The 25711-nt window shown below is 39.4% G+C and carries 21 protein-coding genes and 1 pseudogene; 20 read left to right on the forward strand and 2 right to left on the reverse strand.

Annotated features, from left to right (window positions below):
• Positions 1-228: 228 nt before the first annotated feature.
• The 5 genes from ACH8E3_RS07800 to ACH8E3_RS07820 all read left to right on the forward strand — a co-directional run bounded on the left by ACH8E3_RS07800 (position 229) and on the right by ACH8E3_RS07820 (position 9023).
• Positions 229-3030: an NPCBM/NEW2 domain-containing protein gene (locus tag ACH8E3_RS07800; protein WP_458632058.1), complete on the forward strand. Its 2802-nt coding sequence runs from the start codon at positions 229-231 to the stop codon at positions 3028-3030.
• A gap of 115 nt (positions 3031-3145) precedes the next feature.
• The gene (locus ACH8E3_RS07805) at positions 3146-4420 is read left to right on the forward strand and encodes a mechanosensitive ion channel family protein (protein WP_458632059.1); all 1275 of its coding nucleotides are present in this window, start codon (positions 3146-3148) and stop codon (positions 4418-4420) included.
• 860 nt (positions 4421-5280) lie between these two features.
• Complete coding sequence (locus ACH8E3_RS07810; protein ID WP_458632060.1) at positions 5281-6822, forward strand: xanthine permease; 1542 nt, start codon at positions 5281-5283, stop codon at positions 6820-6822.
• Between the two features lie 60 nt (positions 6823-6882).
• The gene (locus ACH8E3_RS07815) at positions 6883-8166 is read left to right on the forward strand and encodes a tetratricopeptide repeat protein (protein WP_458632061.1); all 1284 of its coding nucleotides are present in this window, start codon (positions 6883-6885) and stop codon (positions 8164-8166) included.
• A 251-nt stretch (positions 8167-8417) separates the two neighbouring features.
• Positions 8418-9023, forward strand: a complete 606-nt coding sequence (locus ACH8E3_RS07820; protein ID WP_458632062.1) for a hypothetical protein — start codon at positions 8418-8420, stop codon at positions 9021-9023.
• 87 nt (positions 9024-9110) lie between these two features.
• Here ACH8E3_RS07820 and ACH8E3_RS07825 read toward each other — a convergent pair whose 3' ends face one another.
• The gene (locus ACH8E3_RS07825; RefSeq protein WP_458632063.1) at positions 9111-10601 is read right to left on the reverse strand and encodes a TIGR00341 family protein; all 1491 of its coding nucleotides are present in this window, start codon (positions 10599-10601) and stop codon (positions 9111-9113) included.
• 148 nt (positions 10602-10749) lie between these two features.
• A complete protein-coding gene (locus tag ACH8E3_RS07830) occupies positions 10750-11163 on the reverse strand; it encodes a hypothetical protein (RefSeq protein WP_458632064.1) in 414 nt (137 codons plus the stop codon).
• Between the two features lie 225 nt (positions 11164-11388).
• Here ACH8E3_RS07830 and ACH8E3_RS07835 point away from each other — a divergent pair, with 225 nt between their 5' ends.
• The 15 genes and pseudogenes from ACH8E3_RS07835 to ACH8E3_RS07905 all read left to right on the forward strand — a co-directional run bounded on the left by ACH8E3_RS07835 (position 11389) and on the right by ACH8E3_RS07905 (position 25310).
• Complete coding sequence (locus ACH8E3_RS07835) at positions 11389-11709, forward strand: antibiotic biosynthesis monooxygenase (RefSeq protein WP_458632065.1); 321 nt, start codon at positions 11389-11391, stop codon at positions 11707-11709.
• 137 nt (positions 11710-11846) lie between these two features.
• Positions 11847-13304 carry an arylsulfatase gene (locus ACH8E3_RS07840; RefSeq protein ID WP_458632066.1) on the forward strand — a complete coding sequence of 486 codons (1458 nt, stop codon included), beginning with the start codon at positions 11847-11849 and terminating at the stop codon, positions 13302-13304.
• 235 nt (positions 13305-13539) lie between these two features.
• Positions 13540-14955: an alpha-L-fucosidase gene (locus ACH8E3_RS07845; protein WP_458632067.1), complete on the forward strand. Its 1416-nt coding sequence runs from the start codon at positions 13540-13542 to the stop codon at positions 14953-14955.
• A 69-nt stretch (positions 14956-15024) separates the two neighbouring features.
• Positions 15025-16776, forward strand: a complete 1752-nt coding sequence (locus ACH8E3_RS07850) for a glycoside hydrolase family 35 protein (protein WP_458632068.1) — start codon at positions 15025-15027, stop codon at positions 16774-16776.
• Positions 16777-16837: 61 nt separating this feature from the next.
• Entirely contained in the window at positions 16838-17077 is a 240-nt protein-coding gene (locus tag ACH8E3_RS07855) for a hypothetical protein (RefSeq protein WP_458632069.1), read from the forward strand.
• A gap of 84 nt (positions 17078-17161) precedes the next feature.
• Positions 17162-17509: a hypothetical protein gene (locus tag ACH8E3_RS07860; protein ID WP_458632070.1), complete on the forward strand. Its 348-nt coding sequence runs from the start codon at positions 17162-17164 to the stop codon at positions 17507-17509.
• Between the two features lie 189 nt (positions 17510-17698).
• Positions 17699-19093 (forward strand): MATE family efflux transporter, encoded by a 1395-nt coding sequence (locus tag ACH8E3_RS07865; RefSeq protein WP_458632071.1) that lies wholly within the window; start codon positions 17699-17701, stop codon positions 19091-19093.
• A 230-nt stretch (positions 19094-19323) separates the two neighbouring features.
• Positions 19324-20328, forward strand: a complete 1005-nt coding sequence (locus ACH8E3_RS07870; RefSeq protein ID WP_458632072.1) for an ABC transporter substrate-binding protein — start codon at positions 19324-19326, stop codon at positions 20326-20328.
• Between the two features lie 17 nt (positions 20329-20345).
• A complete protein-coding gene (locus ACH8E3_RS07875; protein ID WP_458632073.1) occupies positions 20346-21335 on the forward strand; it encodes a FecCD family ABC transporter permease in 990 nt (329 codons plus the stop codon).
• A gap of 1 nt (position 21336) precedes the next feature.
• Positions 21337-22116 carry an ABC transporter ATP-binding protein gene (locus ACH8E3_RS07880; RefSeq protein WP_458632074.1) on the forward strand — a complete coding sequence of 260 codons (780 nt, stop codon included), beginning with the start codon at positions 21337-21339 and terminating at the stop codon, positions 22114-22116.
• 38 nt (positions 22117-22154) lie between these two features.
• Positions 22155-22667 carry a pyridoxamine 5'-phosphate oxidase family protein gene (locus ACH8E3_RS07885; protein ID WP_458632075.1) on the forward strand — a complete coding sequence of 171 codons (513 nt, stop codon included), beginning with the start codon at positions 22155-22157 and terminating at the stop codon, positions 22665-22667.
• 41 nt (positions 22668-22708) lie between these two features.
• A complete protein-coding gene (locus ACH8E3_RS07890) occupies positions 22709-23161 on the forward strand; it encodes a DinB family protein (RefSeq protein WP_458632076.1) in 453 nt (150 codons plus the stop codon).
• A 127-nt stretch (positions 23162-23288) separates the two neighbouring features.
• A pseudogene (locus tag ACH8E3_RS07895) lies at positions 23289-23711 on the forward strand (M48 family metallopeptidase); the annotation flags it as partial.
• A 21-nt stretch (positions 23712-23732) separates the two neighbouring features.
• Complete coding sequence (locus tag ACH8E3_RS07900; protein ID WP_458632077.1) at positions 23733-24209, forward strand: GNAT family N-acetyltransferase; 477 nt, start codon at positions 23733-23735, stop codon at positions 24207-24209.
• 180 nt (positions 24210-24389) lie between these two features.
• Positions 24390-25310 carry a DegV family protein gene (locus ACH8E3_RS07905; RefSeq protein WP_458632078.1) on the forward strand — a complete coding sequence of 307 codons (921 nt, stop codon included), beginning with the start codon at positions 24390-24392 and terminating at the stop codon, positions 25308-25310.
• Positions 25311-25711 lie beyond the last annotated feature (401 nt).

A 25711-nucleotide genomic window follows, 5' to 3' on the forward strand; every position in this document is an offset into this window, starting at 1 on the left:
AACTTCTACCTTGGTCGAATTTTGTAGAATTTCATAATATTAAGTATACACTGCGATTCAATATACATGAATAGTAAACTAGTACTTTTGTATGAATATTTTCAAGAGGGGGTCTTAAGATTTAATGCAAAAAAGATCATTGACTTCGGGGATAGCCAGTGAAATACTAGAAAATGATGATACTATTTGTATCTGGTAATTTGGAGCATAAAAAGGGAGGTTTATGAATTGAGCCGTTCTACTCGCAAACATTTCATTTTCTTATTCGTCATTACATTTATGGTAACACAGTTAATTAGCTTGAATAACGCTACAGTACAAGCCGCTCCAACCGATAGCGGTGGTGTGGTAAATCAATCGGTGGTGACTAATAATCAACCAGGTCTTACCCCTATCATGGGTTGGTCAAGTTGGAATGCATTTAGAATTAATATCAGTGAACAACTTCTACATGAACAAGCGGACGCAATGGTGAGTAGTGGCATGAAAGATGCAGGCTATCAATTTGTGAATTTGGATGATGGATGGATTGGTGGAAGGGATACAACAGGCGTACCTCTTCCTAACCCGAAATTTCCAAGTGGTATGAAGTCTTTAGCAGACTATATTCATTCCAAAGGATTGAAGGCGGGTATTTATACCGATGCAGGTAGAAAAAGATGTGCTACGATTTATGATAATGATCCATATACAACGGTAGGTGACGGTAGTTATGACTATGGTCAACTTGATTTCGATACATACATCAAGACATGGGGATACAACTTTGTGAAAGTAGACTGGTGTGGCGGAGAAATCATGAAACTGGATCAAGAAACAGAATACAAGAAGATCAAGCAATATATTGAGAATACCGGCATACCTACGGTCTATGAGGTTTGTAGTTGGAAATTCCCTGGTGCATGGGTTGCCGATGTGGCATCACAGTGGAGAATCTCAGGAGATATTGCACCTACCTTTGCATCGATAACAAGCATTATTGACATCAATGCACAATGGGGTCAATACGCCAAACCGGGGCACTTCAATCATATGGATATGCTCCAGGTTGGAAATGGCATGACCTATGAAGAAGATAAATCTCACTTCAGTATGTGGGCTATTATGGCTTCACCTCTGGTTGCCGGAAATGACTTGCGTACGATGTCTGCACAGACGAAGGAAATCCTCACCAATCAAGAAGTGATTGCTGTGAATCAAGATCCAATGGGTATTCAAGGCACACGTATCGTGAAAGACGGGAACAAAGAAGTATGGGCGAAACCGTTAGATAATCGCTCTAGTGGTGCAGTGGCATTATTTAATCGGGGGAATGCAGCAACAAATATGACAGTGAACTGGAGTGACTTAGGGCTCACCGGATCGGCATCTGTACGCGATTTATGGGCCCATCAAGATAAAGGATCATTTAACGGTTCTTATACAGTAAATGTTCCCGCACATGGGATTGTAGTTCTGAAGATCAAGGGGAATACATCATTTGGGATAGAGAAATTTCAGTTTAACAAAAATTCAAAACAAAACCTTCCTATCACAATGGCAAGCGATGGGAAAGTATTCGTTGATATCAAGAAAGGCAACGACATCTTGGTAAATGGTCTAGATTACGTCATGGATGGGCAACGATTAATCCTCAAAAAGGAATATCTGAAATCACTAACTAACGGTCATATTGCCTTTACTTTGAACTATAGTGAAGGTTGGTCGCAAAAGATTAGTATTGAGGTTCTAGGTCAAGATGGCTTCGAATATTTAAGTGATTTACCTTGGGTAAAAGCGATTAGCGGTTGGGATGTTGTTAGGCGTGATAAGGGTGGACCTGAGGCGTATAACCTGACAATAAATAATGTCGTTTATCCAAAAGGGTTATGGACGAACTCCAATTCCGAGATTGTGTATAAACTCGACCAGAAATATCGTGAATTTAAAGCTTTTGTGGGGAATGACGACTTTCAACGACCGAACGGTAGTATCATTTATCAAGTATGGACAGATGGTACAAAGCGATATGATAGCGGTCTTATGAGGGGTTCTGAGAATATAACCAAGGAAATCTCCGTAGATATATCACAGAACAACGAGCTTAAATTGGTTGTGCTGGATGGAGGAGATAATAACTGGTTTGACCGTTCTATTTGGGCAGATGCCAAAGTAATGATCAAAGATGATAATACGACACTGCGTAGTATTCAAATAGATAACAAGGTAATTGAAGGGTTTGACAACAATAAATATGTATATGATGTTGAACTTCCTGCGGGTACGCTGGATATACCCACTGTGACAGCTGCGACATACCATGCATCTGCCATAACTGTGGTGTCAGCAGCGACAACACTTCCTGGAACGACAACCATTAAGGTCACGGCAGAAAATGGATCTAGCACACAACTGTATTCCATTAACTTTGGTGTGAAAAGCAACAACACGATAGGTCCTGTAACCACCTTATTAGGTGATAGTACAGTCCAATCAGGCCAGACATACCATGTGGTATTAGGCTTAGCGGGTGTGACTAACAATGTCTATGCAGAAGATATCACATTAAACTATGATGCCAATCTATTTGAGTTCGTATCAGCCCAATCAATTAAATCTGGAGTTAATCTGGTTGAGTCTAAACAAACTGCACCAGGTAAGATTCGACTGATTCTAGCGAGCGAAGGCCCAAGCGTGAGTCTGATTGGGGATACTCCCATGGTAGAGATGATCTTCACAGCTCAGAGTGTACAGCAATCCGCTGTGGGGAACATCGCAGTCGTAAATGCTGTGATTGCAGATAGTACGGGAATTGAGACAGAAGCGGGATTGAGTACGCTACAAGTTCAAATTCAAATCACTATCGGTATTCCAGGTGATATGAATAACGATGGCAAAGTATCCATTGGTGATTTGGCCTTTGCGGCAGCAAATTATGGTAAGAACGAGTCGAGTCCTGACTGGAATCAAGTGAAAATAGCAGATATGAACAAGGATAGAGTCATTGATATTATAGACCTTGCAGCGATTGCAACAAAGATTATCCAATAGTGCGATAACACACACATAAAGAGGGTTGGGAGTGGTATTCCCATCCCTCTCTTTTGCTTCATAACGAAGAGTATTCTATAATTATAGGCTAATACAAAAGGGGGGGAGAGAACATTTGCAATTTATTAAAAGCCAATTAGAAGGATATGGAATAAAAGAGCAGATGGTTACTTATCTATCCAATATCATCATGATTGTGGTGATTGCAGGGATTTGTATAGTAGCAAACTATATAACTAAAAAGATAGTTCTGAAGATTATTGTCCGAATGATAACCAACAATAAGTATACGTGGGATAAAGTTATTTTAGAGAAGAAGGTATTCCATAAACTGTCTCATATCGTTCCAGCTTTTATCATCTATCATTTCGGATCTGTATTTCCGGCCTATCAATATTGGATTGAAAAAGGTGCAGTAACGTATATGACCATTGTGAGTATATCGATTGTAAGCTCGCTACTTAATGCCTTTGATGATATTTATCGATCGTATGCTGTCTCGAAGGTTAAGCCTATCAAGGGTTATATTCAGGTTGTTAAGATCTTTATGTATATCATTGGGACAATTATCGTGATCTCTAATCTTATCGGTCAGAATCCAGCGATTCTTTTAAGTGGTCTTGGTGCATTATCGGCTGTATTCATGTTGGTCTTTAAGGATTCGATATTAGGTCTAGTGGCGGGTATTCAATTATCGTCCAACGATATGGTGCGCGTAGGTGATTGGATTGAGATGCCAAAGTACAATGCGGATGGTGACGTGTTAGATATTACGTTAAATACGGTCAAAGTCATGAATTTCGATAAAACGATCACAATGATTCCAAGCTATGCGCTAATATCAGATTCGTTTAAGAACTGGAGAGGGATGCAAGCATCCGGAGGTAGAAGAATTAAGCGTAGCATCCATATCGATACAAGTAGCATACAATTCTGTACGCAGGATATGATAGATGAATTTCAGAACATTCACTTACTCACGGACTATATCATGACGAGGATAAATGAAATTGGAGAATACAATAAGAACAGACATATCAACTTATCCAATAAAGTGAACGGAAGACAACTTACGAATATTGGGGTGTTCAGAGTATATATACAGCAATATTTGAAGCACCATCCCAAAATCCACAAAGACATGACACTTATCGTGAGACAACTAGCACCAGAAGCAACCGGACTACCGTTAGAAATCTATACTTTCACCAACGATACGGATTGGGCAGTATATGAATCAGTTCAATCGGATATATTTGATCATATTTTTGCAGTTGCACCTCAATTTGGGCTTCGGGCGTTCCAAAATCCAACCGGATATGATGTTAAGCATATTGCAGAACGACAAGCCGGTAGTGTGAGAGAAGAGGCTGTTTCTTACGTAGATTAGTTTATTGACATGGTACTGACGCCTATTTACCTTAATATAATTTGGCATCTAGTTCGATAATTGACGACAAACTCTATAGCGTTGGTGGAGATATTACTAATGAGTATCTTTATCATATCTATGTCCTAGAAGATAAAAACATATAGGGAATTAAAATTTCAAAAAAATTCCTTGCACATTAAATATCATGAAAAAGAGAAGAATAGTCGTAGTTTGGTTGCTTATTGCGCACCTAACTCGCCTCTTCTTCTTTTTTCTTTCTTGTTAGTAAGTATTCCGTCATTGCCCTGTCAATTAGTCAGTTTACTAAACTTTAACCGTTAATAATTATAGAATTAGATGTCATCTTATATTGTTAATATTATATTCCATACCTGTGTTAATTGCATTGTGCAATGTGCACAGCGACTACGCGCTTCTTTTAGTTTCACTGTACAATGACAGCTATACTACGGGAGACTATAATAATGATGTTAGGCAAGCTTAATCTGTGATGTTTTTTGCAAAGATATCACAGGTCAACAAGAATAACAGCTTACCTATTATTTACTCCTATATTTAGTCATCTCTATTCATCGAATTAATCGTTTTATATCCCTGACAACAAGCAGAAATTCTCTTTGACTTATGGCAAAGGAGGCGATCGCGCGGTTAACGTATGGTGCATGTCAACCGATGATTTATATGCGATCTCAGATAACGGATCGAGTACGCTAGTCTCTCTTAAGTCGACAGTTTTTCGGCCTTGTACTGGAAATCGGGAATGATGTGTTAATGGAGAACGACAGATATTATATCTAATGTCTGAAGAGTAAATAATGATTAAAGTGTAAGCGCCAACAACCCAAAGGGGGATTCATATGGATCAAGTATTTATGAAAATGTTGTGGAAAAAGGGAGACTGGGCTGCTTTCTTCGGATTGCTTGCCAACAATTTGACCAATCTGCTGACGATGATATCACTATTGATATTTGTAGTAGGCTTTCCAGAGGATATGGTTTACGGAAGAGTTGTACCTGCTTTTGGACTCGCTATCTTTATTGCAAGTATAGCTTACGGCTGGTTTGGATATCAACTTGCCAAAAAAACAGGGCGTTCAGATATTACCGCATTACCTTCGGGTCCAAGTGCGCCTTCAATATTTACGGTTACTTTTTTAGTATTGATTCCTGTATTTAGACAAACCAACGATGCAACGTTTGCCCTTCAAATCGGTCTGGTATGGTGTTTCTTCGAAGCTATGATCCTGGTCGCGGGTTCTTTCTTAGGTGATCTACTCAGAAAGGCAATTCCAAGAACTGTACTTCTATCCTGTTTGTCAGGACTTGGATTGCTTCTTCTAGCCATGAACCCAATGTTGCAATCTTTTGAAACACCGATTGTCTCTTTTGTTGTATTGGTGATCATCTTTATCAACTGGTTCGGTAAAACACCGATATTCAAGAGAGTTCCAACCGGATTTCTTTTACTGATTTCTGGAACGCTTCTAGCTTGGATATTTGGTTTACAGAATCCAGAGGCTATTACGACTGCACTCTCGACGCTTGGATTCAATCCACCTGAGGTGCACATTACAAGCTTGATTCAAGGTATTCCTCATGCACTGCCTTACTTGGCTTCTGCTATTCCTTTAGGGTTAGCCAACTATATTTTTGACCTTGAAAATATAGAAAGCGCTCATGCTGCCGGAGACCCTTACAATACTCGGAAAGTTATGATGACCAATGGTATTGCTTCTAGTATTGGTGCATTCACGGGTAATCCTTTCCCTGTTACGGTGTACATTGGTCATGCTGGATGGAAATCTATTGGCGCTGGACTCGGCTATACAGTTGCATCCGGTTTTGCAATGTTAATCATTTGTCTCTTTGGTATGGGGGCGCTACTTCTGTCTATTATACCTGTTGTAGCGATTGTACCGATTCTAGTCTATATCGGTGTAGTCACCGCTAATCAGGTTGTTCGTGAGACGCCTAAGAATGAAGTGCCCGTTATCTTTATCACCATGTTCCCATGGATTGCCAACTGGGCATTAACTCTTGCAAATAACATTTTTAATGCTGCTGGAACTACGGCTTCAAATGTGGGAATTGATCTGTTGTCAAGTAAAGGTGTTTATTATAATGGATTGATGCATCTGGGTAATGGAGCACCGCTTAGTAGCTTAATTTGGGGGTCGATAACGATCTTCTCCATCCTCAATAAGCCACTACGAGCTGCGGCGTTCGCTGTTATTGGGTCATTCATGTCATTATTTGGTATTATCCATGCGCCAGTAGTAGGTTTTGCACAAGAATCACTTATGCCGTTTGTATATGCTTATCTAATGGTTGCCGCATTGTTTATTTATAAGCATTTTTCGGATCTTCGAGATCCTGCAAACAAGATACAATCCGAGTAATTACGATTGTATTCAAAATGAAATACAATGTTTATGATCACAAGAATAAGGAGCCTATCCATGAGTAATTTAACAATGTCCGAAGAACTCATTTTAGTATCTGATCGAGGAGACTTAGCTGCCGTAGAACGTTTATTGTCCTGCGGTGCCGATATTGATCATAAGGATGCCCTTGGCCGTACTGCATTGATGGTTGCAACACAAAGAAATAATATCTTACTCGCTCAAAGGTTGATTGAATTCGGCAGTGATGTGAACGCGAGAGATTTGACCATGTTAACTCCATACTTATGTGCAGGAGCTAATGGATTCCATGAAATCTTATCCCTGACGCTTGCAGCAGGTGCGGATACCTCTAGTGTTAACCGTTTTGGTGGAACTACCTTGCTTCCTTCCAGTGAGAAAGGCTATATAAGAACCGTTCAGAAATGTTTGGAGGCAGGGGTTGCAGTAAACCATACTAATAATCTGGGTTGGTCGGCTTTGCTCGAGGCAGTAATACTTGGAAATGGCGGTCGTTTGTACTCTGATATCATCCAGTTGTTGGTTAATGCAGGGGCAGATGTCCATTTGCCGGATAATGACGGTAAAACTTCTCTACAACATGCTAAGGAGATGGACCAGCACAAGGTAATTCAAATCCTTAACAGGGAGAATATATCCGTTCATCCGATCGTGAAGAGAGCACTAGATCTCGCTAAAGAGGGAGAATTATTAGAAGCGATCCTCCATATGGATCAAGGACTTCAAGAGGACAGTCATAACGCAGACTTACATTACTATAAAGGTTACCTACTGGGAGAACTAGGCAAACATGAAGAGGCTCTCGAAGCCTATAGCAAAGGAATTTCGATCTGTTCAGATGATCTCGATTTTTATTTCTATACTGCGAACGCCTACCGAATGATGAAACGATCAGAAGAAGCCTTAGCTGAATATGATAAAGCGATTGATCGTGATCCTGGCGAAAGTTTCTATAGGTACCATAAATCGAATTACTTAAGAGAACTAGGAAGACACGAAGAAGCGGTTATAGTAATGGATCAGCTTTTGGCACAGCAACCTCATCGCTATGACTTCTCATTCCATAAGGCTAACAGCTTGAGGTCACTCGGTAAGCATCAAGAGGCTGTTGAAGCGATCGAGAACGCGATTACTCATGATCCAAGCAATCCTTTATATCATTATCACAAGGCACAATCCCTTGGTTTGCTAGGTAATTATGAGACAGCCATTCAAGAGATTGATATAGCGATTGGTTATAATCCAGCTAATGCGGATTTTTACTCCGAGAAGGAAAGATATTTACAAGGCCTTAGTCGCAAGAACGAAGAAGTGGAATGAAAAAATTATAATAATAATGTATTAGCCCATTAGGTAATCTGAAAAGCTCCCATCATAGTAGACAGTAGAAATAACAACAACTTCTACTACTACAATGAGGGAGCTTTTCTAATGTCTACTCACAGTGAACACAAGGATGTGTTCATCGAAATAGGTATAGAAAACATAATAGAGGAAGTAGGAGAATATACTATATTGCCCACGAAATGTTGACAGGAATGTGTCTACAATAGCTATAAGGAGTAGGATGGATGAAAAAATTCTTCGTATATTTCCTGTTAGGATTATTCTATGTGGTGTTGTTGATGCCAGAGGTCAATGCAATTGACCATAACCATCATTCTACATCCACTATAGAATCGAATGTTCTAACCAATCCAGATCATGAAGGAATAACTTCTGAGGGTTCTTCTAAGTGGATGACGGCAATTTATATCGCTTCGCTTGTTCTAGTTGTTTGTGTGAGTAGTTATATCATTGTCATAATCCATCGTAAGGGTTCTGCTCTTTCTAGCATGACAGGGATGGTCGCTGCTATGACCGTTGCTATGATGGGAGGACTTGTTGTGGGTACCGTAGTAGGGATTATGCTGATGACCATGTTCCTGTCGACGTTCATTGGCGTCGTTACTGGAGCTACCTTGGGCTATATATCTGGAATTAAACACAGCTTGGTCGCGACGATGGACGGATTGATGTCAGGTATCATGGGTGGAATGATGGGAGCCATGATGGGTGTGATGGTCGTTTCTGATCATCCTGTATACATCGTGTTGATGATGGATATAGTGTTTCTCATACTAATAGGCTTATTGCACCAACTATTGCATAATGATATTAAATCCTCTACGTATTAGCTATCCAACAAGGTATTCACCCATGATCTAAAACAACCTAAAGAATGGACACTTATTAAAGAGTGTCCATTCTTTTTTAGTTGTGGTTCAGTTAGGATCGATACCAGGCGCTATGTCTGATTCAATCTCTGGTTCGATCTCTGGCTCAATCTCTGGTACAGGTAGATCCATATTGAGATTTACAACCACTCGACGTTTTAGCCTGTTTTCCAGAATATTCTCAATGGTAGGTATAAATTGCTTGTCCAACATTTCCTCATATTTAATTAATAAAGTTAAGTGATACGTCCCAGATCCCCTTTGATATTCGAATGAAAAGTCTTTTAACTCAGCAGATGGGAATAAGGCGAGTTTCTCATTTACGGTTTGATTGATAATTTCTTCAGGTGTTTTTGTCGTAATTACTTCAACTTGTTGCTTCTCCACGACTTTGGGTAGAAGTTCCTCGAATCCATGTTCGGAATCTTGATCATTAATTTTCTGGATCATCATCACTTCAGCTTGAAGCTTTACTGGCTTAGCCAAACGGTATTCCAATGCATTCTCTAAATGTAGTATATCCTCTGGGAGGATCATCTTGGTGGTTGTGAATTTAGTCGAAATTGAATATGTATCATCTGTTTTAGAATAATTTACAGAACTGATTTCAGATTGGGGTGCAATAACAGAGAGACCCTCGACCAATGAATTTTGGATAGCCTTGGTTGTCTTAGCTGTATCGAATGACTTAAACATGAATCCGACTAGTGGAATCGAGACCACAATGAGAATGACAATAGGATAGATAACCTTACTTTCGTACAAATAGACGATAATCGATCTCAAACTCCGTTTAGGAGAGTGATCCTGTTGTAATAATGTAGGCGTTGTAAATCCAGCTAATTTGAAGACTAGGATTGCCATAATATTGATTGCAGCCATATTTGCTAAGAATAGTAGAAAGGCACCACCTGCCATACTGAACTCTTGCTTAGCAATACAAATCCCAACAACACACAGCGGTGGCATCAAGGCAGTTGCAATCGCAACACCAACCATATTTGCACCTCCGCGATAACAGATCGCATACGTCCCAGCGGCACCAGAAGCTAACGCAATAATGACATCAACCAAAGTAGGATTGGTCCTTGACAGGATTTCACTAGTGAGTTCAGAGACAGGTAGAAATAAAGTTAACAAGCATGATAAGGTGACAGCTAGAAACGCGCCAGTTAATTCGGCTTTAATGGTTACCTTTAGTAATGGATTGCTCTGTGTAGTGAGCGCTAATGCACCGCCCAATATTGGATTCATCAACGGAGCAATTAACATAGCACCGATAATGACTGCTGTACTATTGGAGAGTAATCCGTATGTAGCAACAGCGCAAGACAGGAGTACCATAATATAATAATATTCGTCAGGTGTTGCTTCGGCTTTAATCTTTTCTAAGATCATGATTCGCAGTTTGATTGGTAGCTTGTGTTTACTTCGTGTAGATTGATTGAGATGATTAGAATCTTCTTCTTGTTTCTCTAAAAATTTCCCCCAATGCATATCCTCAGTTATAGTATCTGGTTGTTCATGAGCTTTCTTCAAGAAGGATCACCTTTTCGGCTGTATTTTTCGGGTCTGGTGTAATGACGGCTTACTTTCTGCAGTTTAAATTATAACATAATGAAATACCCTAAACATTAGATAATGACTCTAATGCTCAGGGTATATTTAATGCACGATCTGGATGTATTTATGCCATTAGACGTTTGATACCTCCGATGAGAGGAATGATGGACTTAATGGTGCTGTATCCCATTCGCACAACCGGCCAAGTCCTTTGAATCATTCCCATGAAGCCCATTATACCACCAAAGCCTGTAGCACCTGTACTTGCGCCTGCACTTGCGCCTGCTGCAGCTCCTCCGCCCATATTTCCTAAGAATAATCCTAAGAGTGGAAGTAATCCAGATACAGTAGCCTTCTGTGAACGAGACGATGATTTTCTTTTTGATTTCCGATTCGATGGTTGTGTGGTGAGGACCAGCTGTTCCTTCTGAGTACCAGTTATCCATCCGACATACTTACGTCCATCATTCAACGTAACACACACAGGTCGCCCCTTTAGCTGTTTAGCACGCTTACGAACCTTGGCTGAATTTGCCATTCTCAGATCACCTCGCAGTTCTACTTCCTTTATATTACTCAGTACTCAACGGGATGCTTGTGCTGATGACCGTATAATAAAAATGTTATGTTTTATGCTCGGTTGACGTTGATAATGATTATCAACTATAATGCGATTGAAGATATATTTTACAGATGATGCGTATATTCTCTCCAGTGCTATGGGCAATTGGATGCATTGAATACAATTATTGGAGGTTATTTCATGTTAATTCAGACAAGAACGATTCATGTGGAAAAAGGGAATGTAGATCAGGTTGTGGAGAGATTTAGTGGGGAGAAGCCAGTAGATAAAATGAAAGGTCTTATTGATCGAACCGTCATGGTCAACAGAAGAAATAAAGAATATGAAGAGATTATTGTGATGATACGTTGGGAATCAGAAGAAGCGTGGAAGAATTGGGAGAAGAGTGACGTCCATATTCAAGGGCATCGGGACAATAGAGGGAAGACCCCACCCGAGTATGTCATCAGTACAACAGTGCATATGTATGACGTGAAAAACGTGAAGCAAGGTGAGTCATAATTAGATGTATTAATCTTATGAATTCTTGTGATTGAATTTCAAAAGATCGCTAGGGTGTGCTAAAATTCAGTGTGTGATGTCTTATATTGTGACATAATACTCAATAGTCACTCATTAATGAATTGGAGGCGTATACATTGCAACCGAATATACTGTTTATTACCGTAGATCAAATGCGATTTGATTGTCTTCATTATTTGAACCATCCTGTGATTCAAACGCCTAACTTAGATAATTTGGCTAGGAACGGTGTTACCTTTGGTAACGCCTATTCAGCAACACCGTCTTGTGTTCCAGCGAGAGCATCTATTATCACAGGAATGAGTCAGCGAAATCATGGACGTGTGGGTTATCAAGATAAAATACCATGGAATTATGAGCATACGATGCCAGGTGAATTTGCTAAGGCAGGATATCATACACAATGCGTTGGGAAAATGCACGTCTATCCGACACGGAATTTATGTGGATTCCATAATATTGAGTTGCATGATGGCTATATGCATTATAATCGTAATCGGTCAAACAATTCAGCACTAGAATGGTGGGATAACACCGACGATTATTTACCTTGGCTACGAGAAAGAGTTGGATATGATCAGGATATTATGGATCTTGGATTAGATTGTAATGCATCCGTTGTCGCTAGACCATGGCATTTAGAAGAGAAATACCATCCTACCAACTGGGCGGTAACCAAATCAATAGACTTCTTGAGAAGACGAGATCCTAGTAAGCCATTCTTCTTGTGGACTTCCTTTGTTCGTCCACATTCACCATTGGATCCTCCCCAAGCATTTTTTGATTTATATAAGGATATAGACTTGCCAGAGCCACCGATTGGGGATTGGGCGAAGACTGATGATCCAACTAGAAAAGGATTGAATCCTACGACCAATAGTGGGATTGTACACGATCGTATGCGAAAGGATGCCTTAGCAGCCTACTATGCATTAATTACACATATTGACCATCAAATTGGAAGACTTGTAAATTCTTTATTTGAATTTGGTGTGAACGATAATACCATTATACTATTTACTTCTGACCATGGTGATTTGATGGGGGATCATAATTTATATCAGAAGCGTCTTGCCTATGAAGGCAGTGCGAAGGTACCGTTTATATTGAGCGATCCAACAGGTAAAATGGATTTCAATAAAGGAACTATGGTCGATGAAGTCGTAGAAATGCGTGATATTATGCCTACTCTACTTGATGCTGCTAGTATTGAGATTCCTGATAGCGTAGATGGGTTTAGTCTCATACCACTAGCTAAGGGTGAGCAGACAATAGCGTGGCGAGAGTATATTCATGGGGAACATTCCTATGACGAATTATCCTATCATTATGTAACAGATGGAAAACGCAAATATATTTGGTATTCCCAGACAGGTGAAGAACAATTCTTTGATCTAGAGATAGATCCACAAGAAAAGAAGAATTTAGCCACCGTGGACACCTATAGTGATGAGATATCTATCTGGCGAAATCGCGTCATAGATGAATTGATAGATAGAGAAGAAGGTTATACGGATGGAGAACATTTGATTACAGGGCGTCCTGTGCTTGACGTGTTAAGTCATATATTATAATAACATTCTAATAATCTAGATGAAGATACACCGATTGTAGTTGGGATTAGATAATGTACTAATGAACTATTTCCATGATGTAATATACATTTATGGAAATGGTTTTTTTGATGCACTTTCAAGCTTTGTTAGAGGATTATAATATCTATTATATATGTAGGTGATATTGCATAGTAGTTCCAGTATAATGTGGGTTAGATAATTTATTAGTATAAGATTAGATAGGAGGGTAACCTTGAATAATTTCATTAAAAATGCTGCCGAAGTGAAACCTATGGAACGACAAATAGCGTTACAAGAAATGGAGTTTTATTCGTTTATTCATTTTTCTATGAATACGTTTACAGATCGAGAATGGGGAACGGGTGATGAAGATCCTATGCTATTTAACCCTACAGCCTTTGATCCGAATCAATGGGTGGAAGCATGTAAGGCAGCTGGGATGAAGGGACTTATTCTCACTTGTAAACATCATGATGGATTTTGTTTATGGCCTAGTAAATACACCGAGTATTCAATTAAGAATAGTTCGTGGAGTAATGGACATGGCGATATGGTGAAGGAAGTTGCTAAGGCTTGCCACGAAGGTGGAATAAAGTTCGGGATTTATGTATCACCTTGGGATCTGCATGAACCGAGCTACGGGGATTCCCCTGTGTATAACGAATTCTTTCGGAATCAATTGGAAGAACTGCTGACAGGTTACGGAGATATCTTCTGTGTCTGGTTCGATGGAGCCTGCGGTGAAGGATCTAATGGGAAACGGCAAGAATATGATTGGGATTCCTATTATGATCTGATTCGTGAATTACAACCGAATGCTGTTATTTCTGTCTGCGGTCCTGATATTCGTTGGTGTGGTAATGAAGCTGGCCAATGTCGGGAATCAGAATGGAGTGTTGTGCCAGCTTCGCTTAAATTAAATGAAAGAATTCAAGAGAAGTCCCAGCAAGTAGATGATGGAGAGTTCGCACAGAAATATGATTCAGTAGATCAAGATCTGGGCAGTAGAGATATTATTCGAGATGAACATGAATTGATCTGGTATCCAGCTGAAGTGAACACCTCGATTCGTCCAGGGTGGTTCTACCATGCTTCAGAGGATGATAGAGTTAAATCATTAGAGCAATTAGTCGATATATACTATAGGTCAGTCGGTGGGAACGCAACATTTCTGTTGAATCTACCACCAGATCGTCGTGGACTCATTCACGAGAATGATTGGAAGCGTCTACAGGAACTTGGAGATCGGATTAGACAGATTTCTAGTGTCGATATAGGGAAGAATGCTGTTGTTCAGGCCTCTCAATCAAGAGAAGGATGCGATCCTGAACATATATTAGATGGAGACAAGAATACCTATTGGGCTCCAGAAGAAGGTACGGAGTTTGCAGTAATTGAAGTTGATCTGTCAGAAGAGTCAACGTTTGATCATATCATGATGCAAGAGTATCGATATGGACAGCGAATTGAACGATACACGTTAGATTATAAAAAGGACGGCGAATGGATACCGTTAATACAAGGAACAGTTATCGGATACAAGAAGATCTGTCATTTCGATAGGGTCACATCACAGTACATTCGTTTGACGATAGAGGAGTCAAGATGGTGTCCACAATTATGTGCATTTGAAGTTTATTGTAGTTAAATAAGGACAATAGTTAATCAGCTATGAAAATATAAGGATATATAATCACATCTAGGAGGTATTTAGAAAATGTCGAAGTTTGAAGTTAAAGGAAATCATTTTGAATATGAAGGGGAACAAACCATCATATTATCAGGTGCAATACATTACTTCCGTGTGGTCCCCGAATATTGGCGTGATCGATTACTTAAATTAAAGGCTTGTGGATTCAATACAGTGGAGACGTATGTAGCTTGGAATGTGCACGAACCTATAGAGGGCCAATTTGATTTCTCAGGAATAGCCGATGTGGAAGGATTTATCCGACTTGCTGGTGAGTTGGGATTACATGTCATTGTAAGACCAAGCCCATTTATTTGTGCTGAATGGGAGTTCGGGGGACTACCTGCCTGGTTACTTGCTGAGGATAATATGCGGCTACGTTGTTATAACAGACATTATTTGGATAAAGTAGATGCTTATTTCGCAGAATTACTACCTCGTTTCAAGCCACTCTTATGCACAAATGGTGGCCCTATTATTGCTATGCAAGTTGAGAATGAGTATGGTAGCTATGGAAATGACAAGAAGTATCTTGAACATGTCCGGGACAATATGATTGGTCATGGTATGGATGTACTATTATTCACCTCGGATGGTTCGGCTGATCATATGTTGCAGGGGGGAAGTATTGATGGGGTACTAAGGACCTTAAACTTCGGTTCGCGTACAGTTCAGGAGTTCAGCAAACTTCGTGAATACCAACCTGAAGGACCATTGATGTGTATGGAGTTCTGGAATGGGTGGTTTGACCACTGGATGGAAGATCATATTACCCGGTCAGCAGTTGAAGTAGCTGAGGAATTGAATGAGATGCTGAAGCTAGGCGCATCCGTCAATTTCTATATGTTCCACGGTGGAACGAATTTTGGATTCTATAATGGTGCCAATCATATTCATCGTTATGAGCCAACCGTAAATAGTTATGATTACGATACACTCCTGAGTGAATCAGGAGATCCGACGGATAAATTCTATGCTGTTCGGGAAGTGCTAGGGCGTTACACTGATCTTCCAGAACTGGTACTACCAGCTCCAATTCCAAAGCGTGCATACGGTGAAGTTCAGATGACAGAATACAGCAACCTATTTGATCAATTGGGTCAACTGTCGATACCCGTTCAAAGACCTTGTCCTGATCCGATGGAGAAAGTAGGACAAGCCTATGGATTTATTCTGTATTCGACATATGTTACAGGACCTAGAAATCAAATGGATCTACATATTCAAGATGTCCGTGATCGTGCGCTGATATTTATTGATGGAAAATACATAGGCGTGTCTGAGCGTTGGAATCCGTCCTCATACATCGTCGACATTCCAGTTGGGGGAGCAAGGCTCGATATCTTAGTGGAGAACATGGGACGTATCAATTATGGCAACTTGATTCATGATCACAAAGGGATTACAGAAGGGGTCCGTCTTGGATATCAATTCCTGTATGATTGGACCATCCATCCGTTACCATTGAACTCTCTAGATGGATTATCATTCACAGCAGAGAATAAGCAACAGCAGAATGATCAACAACCTGCCTTCTATCGTGGAACATTTACAGTTGATGAACTGGCAGATACATTCATTCGATTCGATGGATGGATAAAGGGAAGTGCATTCTTGAATGGTTTCAATCTAGGAAGATACTGGGAGGTGGGACCTTCCCATACACTTTATATTCCTGCTCCGTTGCTTCGTTCAGGGGAGAATGAGTTGATCCTATTCGAATTGCATGGTACAAGCACTTCCGTAGTCACATTGACAGATAAAGCCGATTTAGGATAAAGAGTAGGAGATCCCAAATATTATGCAACAGATGACGTAACGCATAAGCAGACCACACCGAATGAACAGAGTGAGATCTGGACTGGCCCACACAGCACTATGTATCCAAGCAGCACAGCTTCATGTTCAAATGGGTGAATATATTGAAGAATTAGCGGTTCATACGGGATTGACCGGAGAGCCTATCATGCGTCATCTAGAATATATGTATCCAGATATGGGGTATAAGGAAGTTGTAGCACCACTTGGTCGTCTTCCTTGGTATCGTATATCAGACTCAAGCATGAATGAACACAGTTAGTTAAACGTAGTTGAATCCATCTACTTTCTTGTCCTAATTCGTTGTCCTCGGCATAAACATGTAGTAAAGAGGATGGTGACGAATATGGACAAGAAAGTTAAACGCTACTATCAACTGAAGAAAAGACAGAAAGAAATTGAACTAGAGTTGATAGAACTACGTAGCGAGATTATGAATCATTGTGCAGAACTTAATGTTACGGATCTTGAGTTCGGAAGTTATGCCGTGAAAATAGTTCATCAGGAACGCAAGGAATATAACGATAAGAAGCTTTACGATTCATTGCCTGATCCAGAGGTGTGGCGTATGCTCTCTAAACCAGATTCTTCTAAGATAGCTGGATTAATTCATCTGAATGTCATCTCGGAAGATAGAATAAAGGATACATTTACGGTTAAGCATATAACGCAACTTCAAGTGAATAAGAAATGACTCATAGATATGGACTTACTTTGGTAATACGGACTACCGCAAAGGTATAGTTCGTATTTTTTTAATGCAGTTAGGATAGAGAACAAATAGGCTCACAGCACACGTAATAGATAAGTGGTATAATATGTTATGTGTTGCGACTATACATGATGAAATGTGACATAATCCAACAGAAGAAGTGATGATGAAGTGAATCGTTTAGGAACAAATATCAAGCTAAGAGCTGATTTTTTATTAAATAAATATTTCACTGGTGAGTCGATAGATTATAAACAGATTATTGGTATTATTATTCCAATCTTTGTCGATCAAGGATTTCTAATTATGATGGCATTGTTAAATACGGCGATGATCAGTTCATCGGGTGTTGCTGCAGTAAGTGCAGTGAGCATGGTGGACTCGTTAAATATATTTCTGATTAATGTATTTGTGGCGATAGCGACAGGTGGAACGGTCATTGTGGCACAATACAAAGGTAGTGGGAATCAACAGATGGTGTCAAAAGCGGCTTCCCAAGCCATAGTAGCTGTGGTCATTACATCCTTATTTATTAGTGCTACAGTGATCCTATTCCATACACCAACCTTGAATTTATTATTCGGTAATGCGGATGCTGAGGTATTTGAATATGCCAGAATTTATTTGATAGGTAGTTGCATTTCTTACCCATTCGTTGCAACATTCCAAGCTATAAATGGTGTACTTCGTGGTGTTTCAGAGACCAAAGCATGCTTAGGACTCTCATTAATCATGAATATGACATTCTTAATTTTAAATATTGTGTTAATCTCCGTTTTTGATATGGGCGTTGTGGGGTTAGTTATCTCTATGATTCTGGCGAGAGTGCTGGGCATGGTTAGTTCTTTAATCTATTTATTGAGATATAATCAAACGCTTCGATTTAAGATTGCAAATGCATTGAAACTGGATTACTCGATTCTAAAAAAGGTCTTATACATCGGTGTGCCATTCGCAGCAGAGCAGATGTTCTTCAACGGTGGGAAACTTTTGACGCAGACATTTATTGTTCAATTAGGAACGTTAGCTATGACGGTTAATGCGATCAGTGGGTCGATTTCTTTGCTCTTCCAAATTGGTGGAAATGCATTAAGTATTTCTATTGTTACCGTTGTTGGACAGTGTATTGGACGAAGAAATATTCATGATGCAAGAAAGTTCATTAAATCTTTCATTGGACTTTCAACGGGCTTCTTCGTACTTGCCTCATTGCTTCTTATTCCTTTGTTCCCTCTAATCGTAGGGATTTTCTCTCCTCCAGCGGATATTATTCCTTCGATATTCGCATTAACATTATTAATTGCCATTGCCCAACCTTTTTTATGGTCTTTCAGTTTTATCTTGCCTTCCGCTCTACGTGCAGCGGGTGATTCTAAATTCACATCGATCTCATCCTTGCTCACCATGTGGCTTTTTCGTGTGATATTGGGGTATGTGTTAGGAATTACGCTTGGATTCGGTCTGATGGGTGTCTGGATAGCTATGGTTTCCGAATGGGCTATTCGAGGATTAATCTTCGGATGGCGATTCAGAGGTGATAAGTGGTATGCGCATAAGTTAATTTAAAGGAAATAAGAGTATTCATAATCTTGCCACATCTACATTGATGAAGTATTCTTCCGTTGGAATGGGAATAAACTTTGTTAGATGTGGCTTTTTGTTGTAAACAAATGTCTTGACAATGTGTATTGATAACCAATATCATTGTAACGAGAATGAAAATCGTTATCAATGTGATTTAAATCATTGCAAACCTACACGATTTTTATATCCATACATAAACGGAGGGATACATTTTGAAAAGAATTTGTTTGTCTATACTTATTGCGGTAATTGCCGTAATGACTGGGTGTTCGTCGAATACAGTTAGTAATGAACCGAAGAAGGAAGTCGCTTCCACTGTGGATAATAAGGTAGTCACTGATACGTCCAATGAATCTACCGAAGTATATAGTTTATCTAATGATGGAATAGATGCAATAACATTTACAGAAGCGTCAAGTCAATTTCCAGCAGATGTGGCAGAGCGTGTTGTTACGACATCGGTACCTTTGACTGAAATGCTTCATGTATTGGGAGTTACTCCTGTGGGTGTTCCTACATCCAAGAATCCTATTCCTGCAGCATTCGATGCAGTTGAGCGTATTGGTTCACCAATGGCCCCAGATCTAGAGATTGTGACAAAGCTTACGCCGGATTTACTTCTTGGTGCAGAATCTTTACGAAGCACATTAGATAAGAACCTAGAAGGAATTGAATTGAATAAGGCTTATCTCAAAACAGATTCCTTCGAAGATCTGAAGCTAAGTTTCAAAGTGTTAGGAACTTATTTTGATAAAAAGGATGAGATGAATAAGGTTCTAGGCTCGATACTAGATAAAGAAAATGAATTGTTGAAAATAGCTGAAGGTAAGAAACTACCAACTGTGATGCTAATGATCGGAACCTCAGATTCGTTCATGGTGATGAGTGAGAAGTCTTATCTGGGCAGTCTGGTGAAGAAGCTTGGTGCAGATAACATTGCAACATCGCAATTGAAGGTGACGGATACTTACTCTGCTATCAATATGGAGAATGTTGTAGTTGCCGATCCGGATATTATTCTTGTGTTGGCTTCGGGGGATCATGGGGCATCGGAAGATATGTTCAAGAAAGAAGTAGAGAGTAATGATACTTGGACGAAGCTTTCTGCTTATAAGAAAGATGAGATCCATATTCTGGATTACAGTATCTTCGGTGTGACATCCATAAGCAATGTAGAACAAGCATTAACGCAAGTGGCTAAATATTTCTATGAATAGATAAGAGGAGATAGCAGGTGATAAGTACAACTAGAAGTCGGTCGATCGTTATTGTGACATTTATCTTGATGATTGTCGTAGCAATCATCGCTATAGGACTAGGTAGTGTATCTGTTTCGGTACCAGACATACTAAGAACACTCTTTCTTACATCATCGGAATCCGTAAATAATACGATCATTTGGGATATACGATTACCACGCGTCCTACTAGCGATGATCATTGGTGCGAACATTGCGATCTCAGGGGCCTTGCTACAGGCTGTAATGGGTAACCCATTAGCAGATCCTGGTCTGACGGGGGTTACTAGTGGTGCTGCTGCTTTTGTTCTTTTGATCATGCTCGCTATGCCAGAATACACACAGTTCATTCCGATTGCGGCTTTTGTTGGAGGCTTACTTGCTGCAACGATTGTGTACGCACTTTCATGGAGGCGTAGTGGGATATCGCCGATCACCATTATTTTATCAGGTGTTGCTGTCAATGCCTTATGTGGTGGAGTAATCGGTTTTCTCTCCATTATGTATAGTGATCGTCTTCCTTCGGCTGTTCAATGGTTGAACGGAAGCCTAGCGGCAAAGGGAAATAATGCTCTGTTTATGGTATTACCTTATGCCTTGATAGGTTGGATATTATCTATCTTCGCGATTCGTAAAGCAAATATTATTCGGCTTGGAGATCAGGTTGCATCTAACCTTGGCGAGAATGTGAACCAAATTCGTATTGTCCTATCCCTGTTAGCTGTATTTTTGGCTGCGATCTCTGTAGCTGCTATTGGAATGATTGGTTTTGTCGGTCTTATTGTCCCGCATATGGCTAGATTATTAGTAGGTTCAGACTATAAATATTTATTGCCAATGAGCATGGCACTGGGCGCACTTATTTTATTGATTGCCGATACGGGTGGTCGTACATTATTCTCGCCATTAGACATACCTGCTGGGATACTGATGGCTGTCGTGGGTGCACCGTATTTTCTATATCTAATGAGAAGGAGGATGTTCTAATATGTTTACTGTTGACTCTATATCGATTCGGTATGAACAGAAAAGTATCATTAACAACTTCTCATTTGCAGTCAATGAAGGTGAGATCATGTCCATCATAGGACCGAATGGATCTGGGAAATCTACGATACTTAAAGCCATTTCACGTCTTATTCCTTATCACAAGGGTGATGTTATGCTTGAAGGAATGAATCTGAAATCAATGAGTTCCAGACAAATTGCGCGCAAGATGTGCATGCTTAGTCAGAAGAACCAAGCACCTAGCGATATGACTGTAGTTGATTTAGTCTCATATGGCAGATATCCACATAAGAAGTGGTTCGAGAAATTAAACCAAGATGATATGGAAATCGTTCACTGGTCACTCGAGAAAACACATTTAACACCGTATAAGGATCGAACCGTGGCTTCTTTATCGGGAGGAGAATCACAGCGTGCATGGATAGCAATGGCCCTTGCCCAGCGTCCAAAGATTATGTTGCTTGATGAGCCGACGACGTACTTGGATATATCCCACCAGCATGAAGTACTTGAACTTATCCGTGAGCTCAATGAAGAAATGGGTATGACGATCGTCATGGTGTTACATGATCTGAATCAAGCCTCACGTTATAGCGATAGTATTGTTGTAGTACAAGATGGAGTTAACGCTATGTCCGGGACCCCAAAAGAAGTCATGACAGAGCATATGATTCGTAATATTTACCGCATGGATGCTGAAGTTCAATATGTGCCTACGGAGAGAAAACCACGTATCCATTTACTAAGTACCGCGAGATAATCAGAATAACAATACAATAATGATATGGAGGGTTTAATATGAAAAAGGAAGTTGATGTAGAAAAGTTCAAGAAATCTTATTTAGAGTTTGTAGCCAATCGCAAAAATGCTATTTTAGGGCTAATGGATGATGAGGGTAAACCTTTCATTAGTTATGCACCGTTTGTGAAGCAAGATGGTAAGTTCTATATTTACATTAGTCAGATTGCAGATCATTACCGGTATATGGAGAACAATGACTTTGTAGATGTGTTACTTATTGGAGATGAGTCTACAACGGCGAATAAATTCGCTACGGAAAGAGTACGTTGGAGCTGTACTTCAATCAATTTGGGTAATGAAGGTAATGAGGAGATCTTTGAATTGTTTAATACAGACCATAGCGTTAAAATGATGGATTTATTACGTGGTTTAGATTTCTCTATCTTTGAATTGACCCCGACACAAGGTCGTTATGTTGTTGGATTCGGTATGGCGTTCGATCTAGACTTGGATGCTAATGTGTTCACTCATGTTGTTGTGGATAAGAAAAAAGAAGTTGCGAATAAATAAAAATCATCACATGTTGTGATTGTTATAGGAGGTACGTGTAGATGTCAATGTCAGCAGTGTTGCCGATATGGCAAGCGGCTCGAGAGCGTTTTCTTAAATTGGTAAAAGCCTTGCCGGAACAAGATTTACAATTGCAAACAGGTAATTCAAGCGTGGAATCATTGATTCGTCATAATGCGGAAGTGGAGTATATGTTCGCAGAATGGTTCTTTGGTAAAAAAATGCCGGATGAGGTCAAAGCTGCGATGAGTGGAGATGCGGATGAAAGTAAGGTATCTCCTGTTCAGTTAGAAGAACTGGTGCAACTACTTGAGGCATCCAATACTAACCTAATTGAAGCGATGCAGAGTCTTTCTGATGATGCATGGTATGAATCCGTAGAATCATCTTTTGGAACATCAACACCGCTCGAAGCTATAGGTAGATTAATCTATCACACAGGTATTCATGCAGGACAAATATCATTTATACAGAAGAGTGGACGCAGCCAATAAGGCTGCGTTTTTGTGTGTGGATGACATTATCTATCAAGATAATTAATCGACAATGTAGTATAATATCGAGATAAGAATGGTTAATGGGATTGAAAGGATGAATTAAGAAGCAATGACAAATACAATTGATGGCGTATTTCTTTATCTAGGGAAAGAGCACTATCTTCATGAATTAATAGACACGACAGATATAGAAGAGTCTGAGCTTCACAAAAAACTAAAGAAATTCTATTTCTCAAGTTGTAAAGAAATCGTAGCGCAACGAATAAAGATTTATCAACAGCAATTACGTGTGAAACCTAAGAGCTTTGAAATTGTAGAATCGATAACTAAATGGGGCAGCTGTAATTCAGATAAGAAGTTAACCTTCAATTATCGTCTTGCAATGGCACCATTGGATGTGATAGATTATGTCATCATTCATGAACTTTGTCATCTCCTACATATGAATCATGATCGATCATTCTGGCGACGGCTTGGGAGTGTTATGCCAGATTATAAAGAGAAGGAAGCGTTCCTATCAAGGTACGGACATCTAATGACACTATAGGTAGTAAAAGGAGATAAATGAATGGTTACAATTAGAGTGAAACAATTTGATCAAGAAATGCAGACGATATTAAGTGAACTGTCCTCTGGATATCATGCAGGAGAACTAAGTAAGAAGCACGCGTCAGATATACCTGAAGATATATATATTATTGAAGATAATGATTTGATGATCGGTTATGGCGTGATCTGGGAGTACAAGACGGGGAAAGAGCTTATTCATAAGGCAGAAGAGGATTATTTCCGTGAAGATGAGCGATACCTTGAAAAGGATTTCTATATTGATATTAAGAATAAAAAGGATTTTATTTTTATTGAGGCGCTAGATGTACTCAAAGAATTTGAACGAAAGGGTTATGGAGCAAGCCTGATGGATTGGATTAAGTTGAAGTATCCTAACAAGAAAATGTACGTATATACGTTAGATAAATCACGCAACTTTTGGTATAAACAGGGTTTTGAAGTTGTAGGGAATACGATGTGGATGACATATCAATAGAGAAGAGGGTAATACTACCATACCTTTTTCCTATATAGATCGACATAAAGTGACAAGATCCATTGACGAGAGCTTAGGAATAAGCTAATGTTTAATAGACGAATATATTCATAGATTATAGATCGTAATATATGAGAAGTGGGGTATAATGCCCTGCTTCTTTTTATTTGGAGGGATTAAATGATTAAGATCATGGCTGATTCAACGTGTGACTTGACGGAAGAAATGATTGAGAAATATAACATCGCTATCGCGCCATTAATGATAAGAATGAATGAATTAGATTATAAAGATAAAATCGATATATCAGCAGATGAGTTTTTTGCAATGTTACCTAATCTTAATGAACCGCCTCTAACTTCTATGCCAAGTCCAACGGAATATCTGAAAATCATAAGTGAAGCTATCGACGAAGGGCACACTTCAATACTCTGTATTTGTATGTCAAGTGGGACAAGTGGATCTTATCAATCGGCTGTCATTGCCAAAGAAACTTTTTATGATGAGAATCCAGATTCATCTATAGAAATTCACGTGGTCGATTCTAAATCTATGAGCCATGGAAGTGGTTGGTTGATTATCAAATCTGCTATTTTAAGAGAAAAAGGATTTAGTTTTGAGGAGCTAGTTCAATTTAATGAAACCTATAAAACCAATGTGAAGCACTTTCTGTGCGTAGACGATCTTGGTCATTTAATCAAAAGTGGAAGACTTACCAATGCTAGTGCGTTAATTGGTAGAATTCTAAGAATAAAGCCGATCATGTCTATGAGAAATGGAAAAGGGGCTATTGTAGCTAAAGAAAGAGGATTAAAGGGTGTGCTAGACCACTACGTGAAACAGTTCATCCAACGAAATGACGCGGAAATCTCCGATTTCATTATTATTGGCTACACCTCGGACAGAACGATAGCAGAGAAGTTGATGGATAAAATTGTAGCGGAGACGACTTTCACTGGTCCTATATTCATTATGCAAATGGGAGTAGCTGTGGGTACGCATGTGGGATTAGGTGCCGTATCGATGTTTTTTATAGAGAAGAAACATATGCGAGATGGATTGTTGATCAATGAAATGATAAATAAAATTAAAAACAGATAATGAAAATGACCCCTTTTGAAATAGAAGGGGTTATTTTTTATGAATCAATAATGATTAAATTTTCCAAATAGACTAAATGCTTGCACTTCATATGTATAATAATTTACAGATGTAAACGGTTTCATAGGATAAATTTATCTATTGATTTTGAGGGAAAAAATGGACTTTTAGACAATCTCAAGATTTACAATTGGTTATACACAGCATGTCGGTTTCTATCTTATCACGTGACAATACAATGTAAGGGTGTTCATTAGGGCAAGAAGTGGCTTCGTGATTATAGAATTTCAGCGCTTAATTGGAGCCTTCTAACCCTTGGTTTATAAGAGAAATGTATCCCTTCAGGCATGTTGACTATTGATCTGAACAAGTCATATTATCAGGTATACAACAAGAATATA

It is taken from the genome of Paenibacillus sp. CMAA1364 (assembly GCF_054373195.1).

What these genes read in the sequence shown, in the direction of transcription:
- ACH8E3_RS07855 (WP_458632069.1), top strand. Translation starts at nt 16,838, where the DNA reads ATGAACAGAGTGAGATCTGGACTGGCCCACACAGCACTATGTATCCAA.
- ACH8E3_RS07885 (WP_458632075.1), top strand. Translation starts at nt 22,155, where the DNA reads ATGAAAAAGGAAGTTGATGTAGAAAAGTTCAAGAAATCTTATTTAGAG.
- ACH8E3_RS07835 (WP_458632065.1), top strand. Translation starts at nt 11,389, where the DNA reads ATGTTAATTCAGACAAGAACGATTCATGTGGAAAAAGGGAATGTAGAT.
- ACH8E3_RS07820 (WP_458632062.1), top strand. Translation starts at nt 8,418, where the DNA reads ATGAAAAAATTCTTCGTATATTTCCTGTTAGGATTATTCTATGTGGTG.
- ACH8E3_RS07830 (WP_458632064.1), bottom strand. Translation starts at nt 11,163, where the DNA reads ATGGCAAATTCAGCCAAGGTTCGTAAGCGTGCTAAACAGCTAAAGGGG.
- ACH8E3_RS07900 (WP_458632077.1), top strand. Translation starts at nt 23,733, where the DNA reads ATGGTTACAATTAGAGTGAAACAATTTGATCAAGAAATGCAGACGATA.
- ACH8E3_RS07880 (WP_458632074.1), top strand. Translation starts at nt 21,337, where the DNA reads ATGTTTACTGTTGACTCTATATCGATTCGGTATGAACAGAAAAGTATC.
- ACH8E3_RS07860 (WP_458632070.1), top strand. Translation starts at nt 17,162, where the DNA reads ATGGACAAGAAAGTTAAACGCTACTATCAACTGAAGAAAAGACAGAAA.
- ACH8E3_RS07810 (WP_458632060.1), top strand. Translation starts at nt 5,281, where the DNA reads ATGGATCAAGTATTTATGAAAATGTTGTGGAAAAAGGGAGACTGGGCT.
- ACH8E3_RS07815 (WP_458632061.1), top strand. Translation starts at nt 6,883, where the DNA reads ATGAGTAATTTAACAATGTCCGAAGAACTCATTTTAGTATCTGATCGA.
- ACH8E3_RS07850 (WP_458632068.1), top strand. Translation starts at nt 15,025, where the DNA reads ATGTCGAAGTTTGAAGTTAAAGGAAATCATTTTGAATATGAAGGGGAA.
- ACH8E3_RS07905 (WP_458632078.1), top strand. Translation starts at nt 24,390, where the DNA reads ATGATTAAGATCATGGCTGATTCAACGTGTGACTTGACGGAAGAAATG.
- ACH8E3_RS07890 (WP_458632076.1), top strand. Translation starts at nt 22,709, where the DNA reads ATGTCAATGTCAGCAGTGTTGCCGATATGGCAAGCGGCTCGAGAGCGT.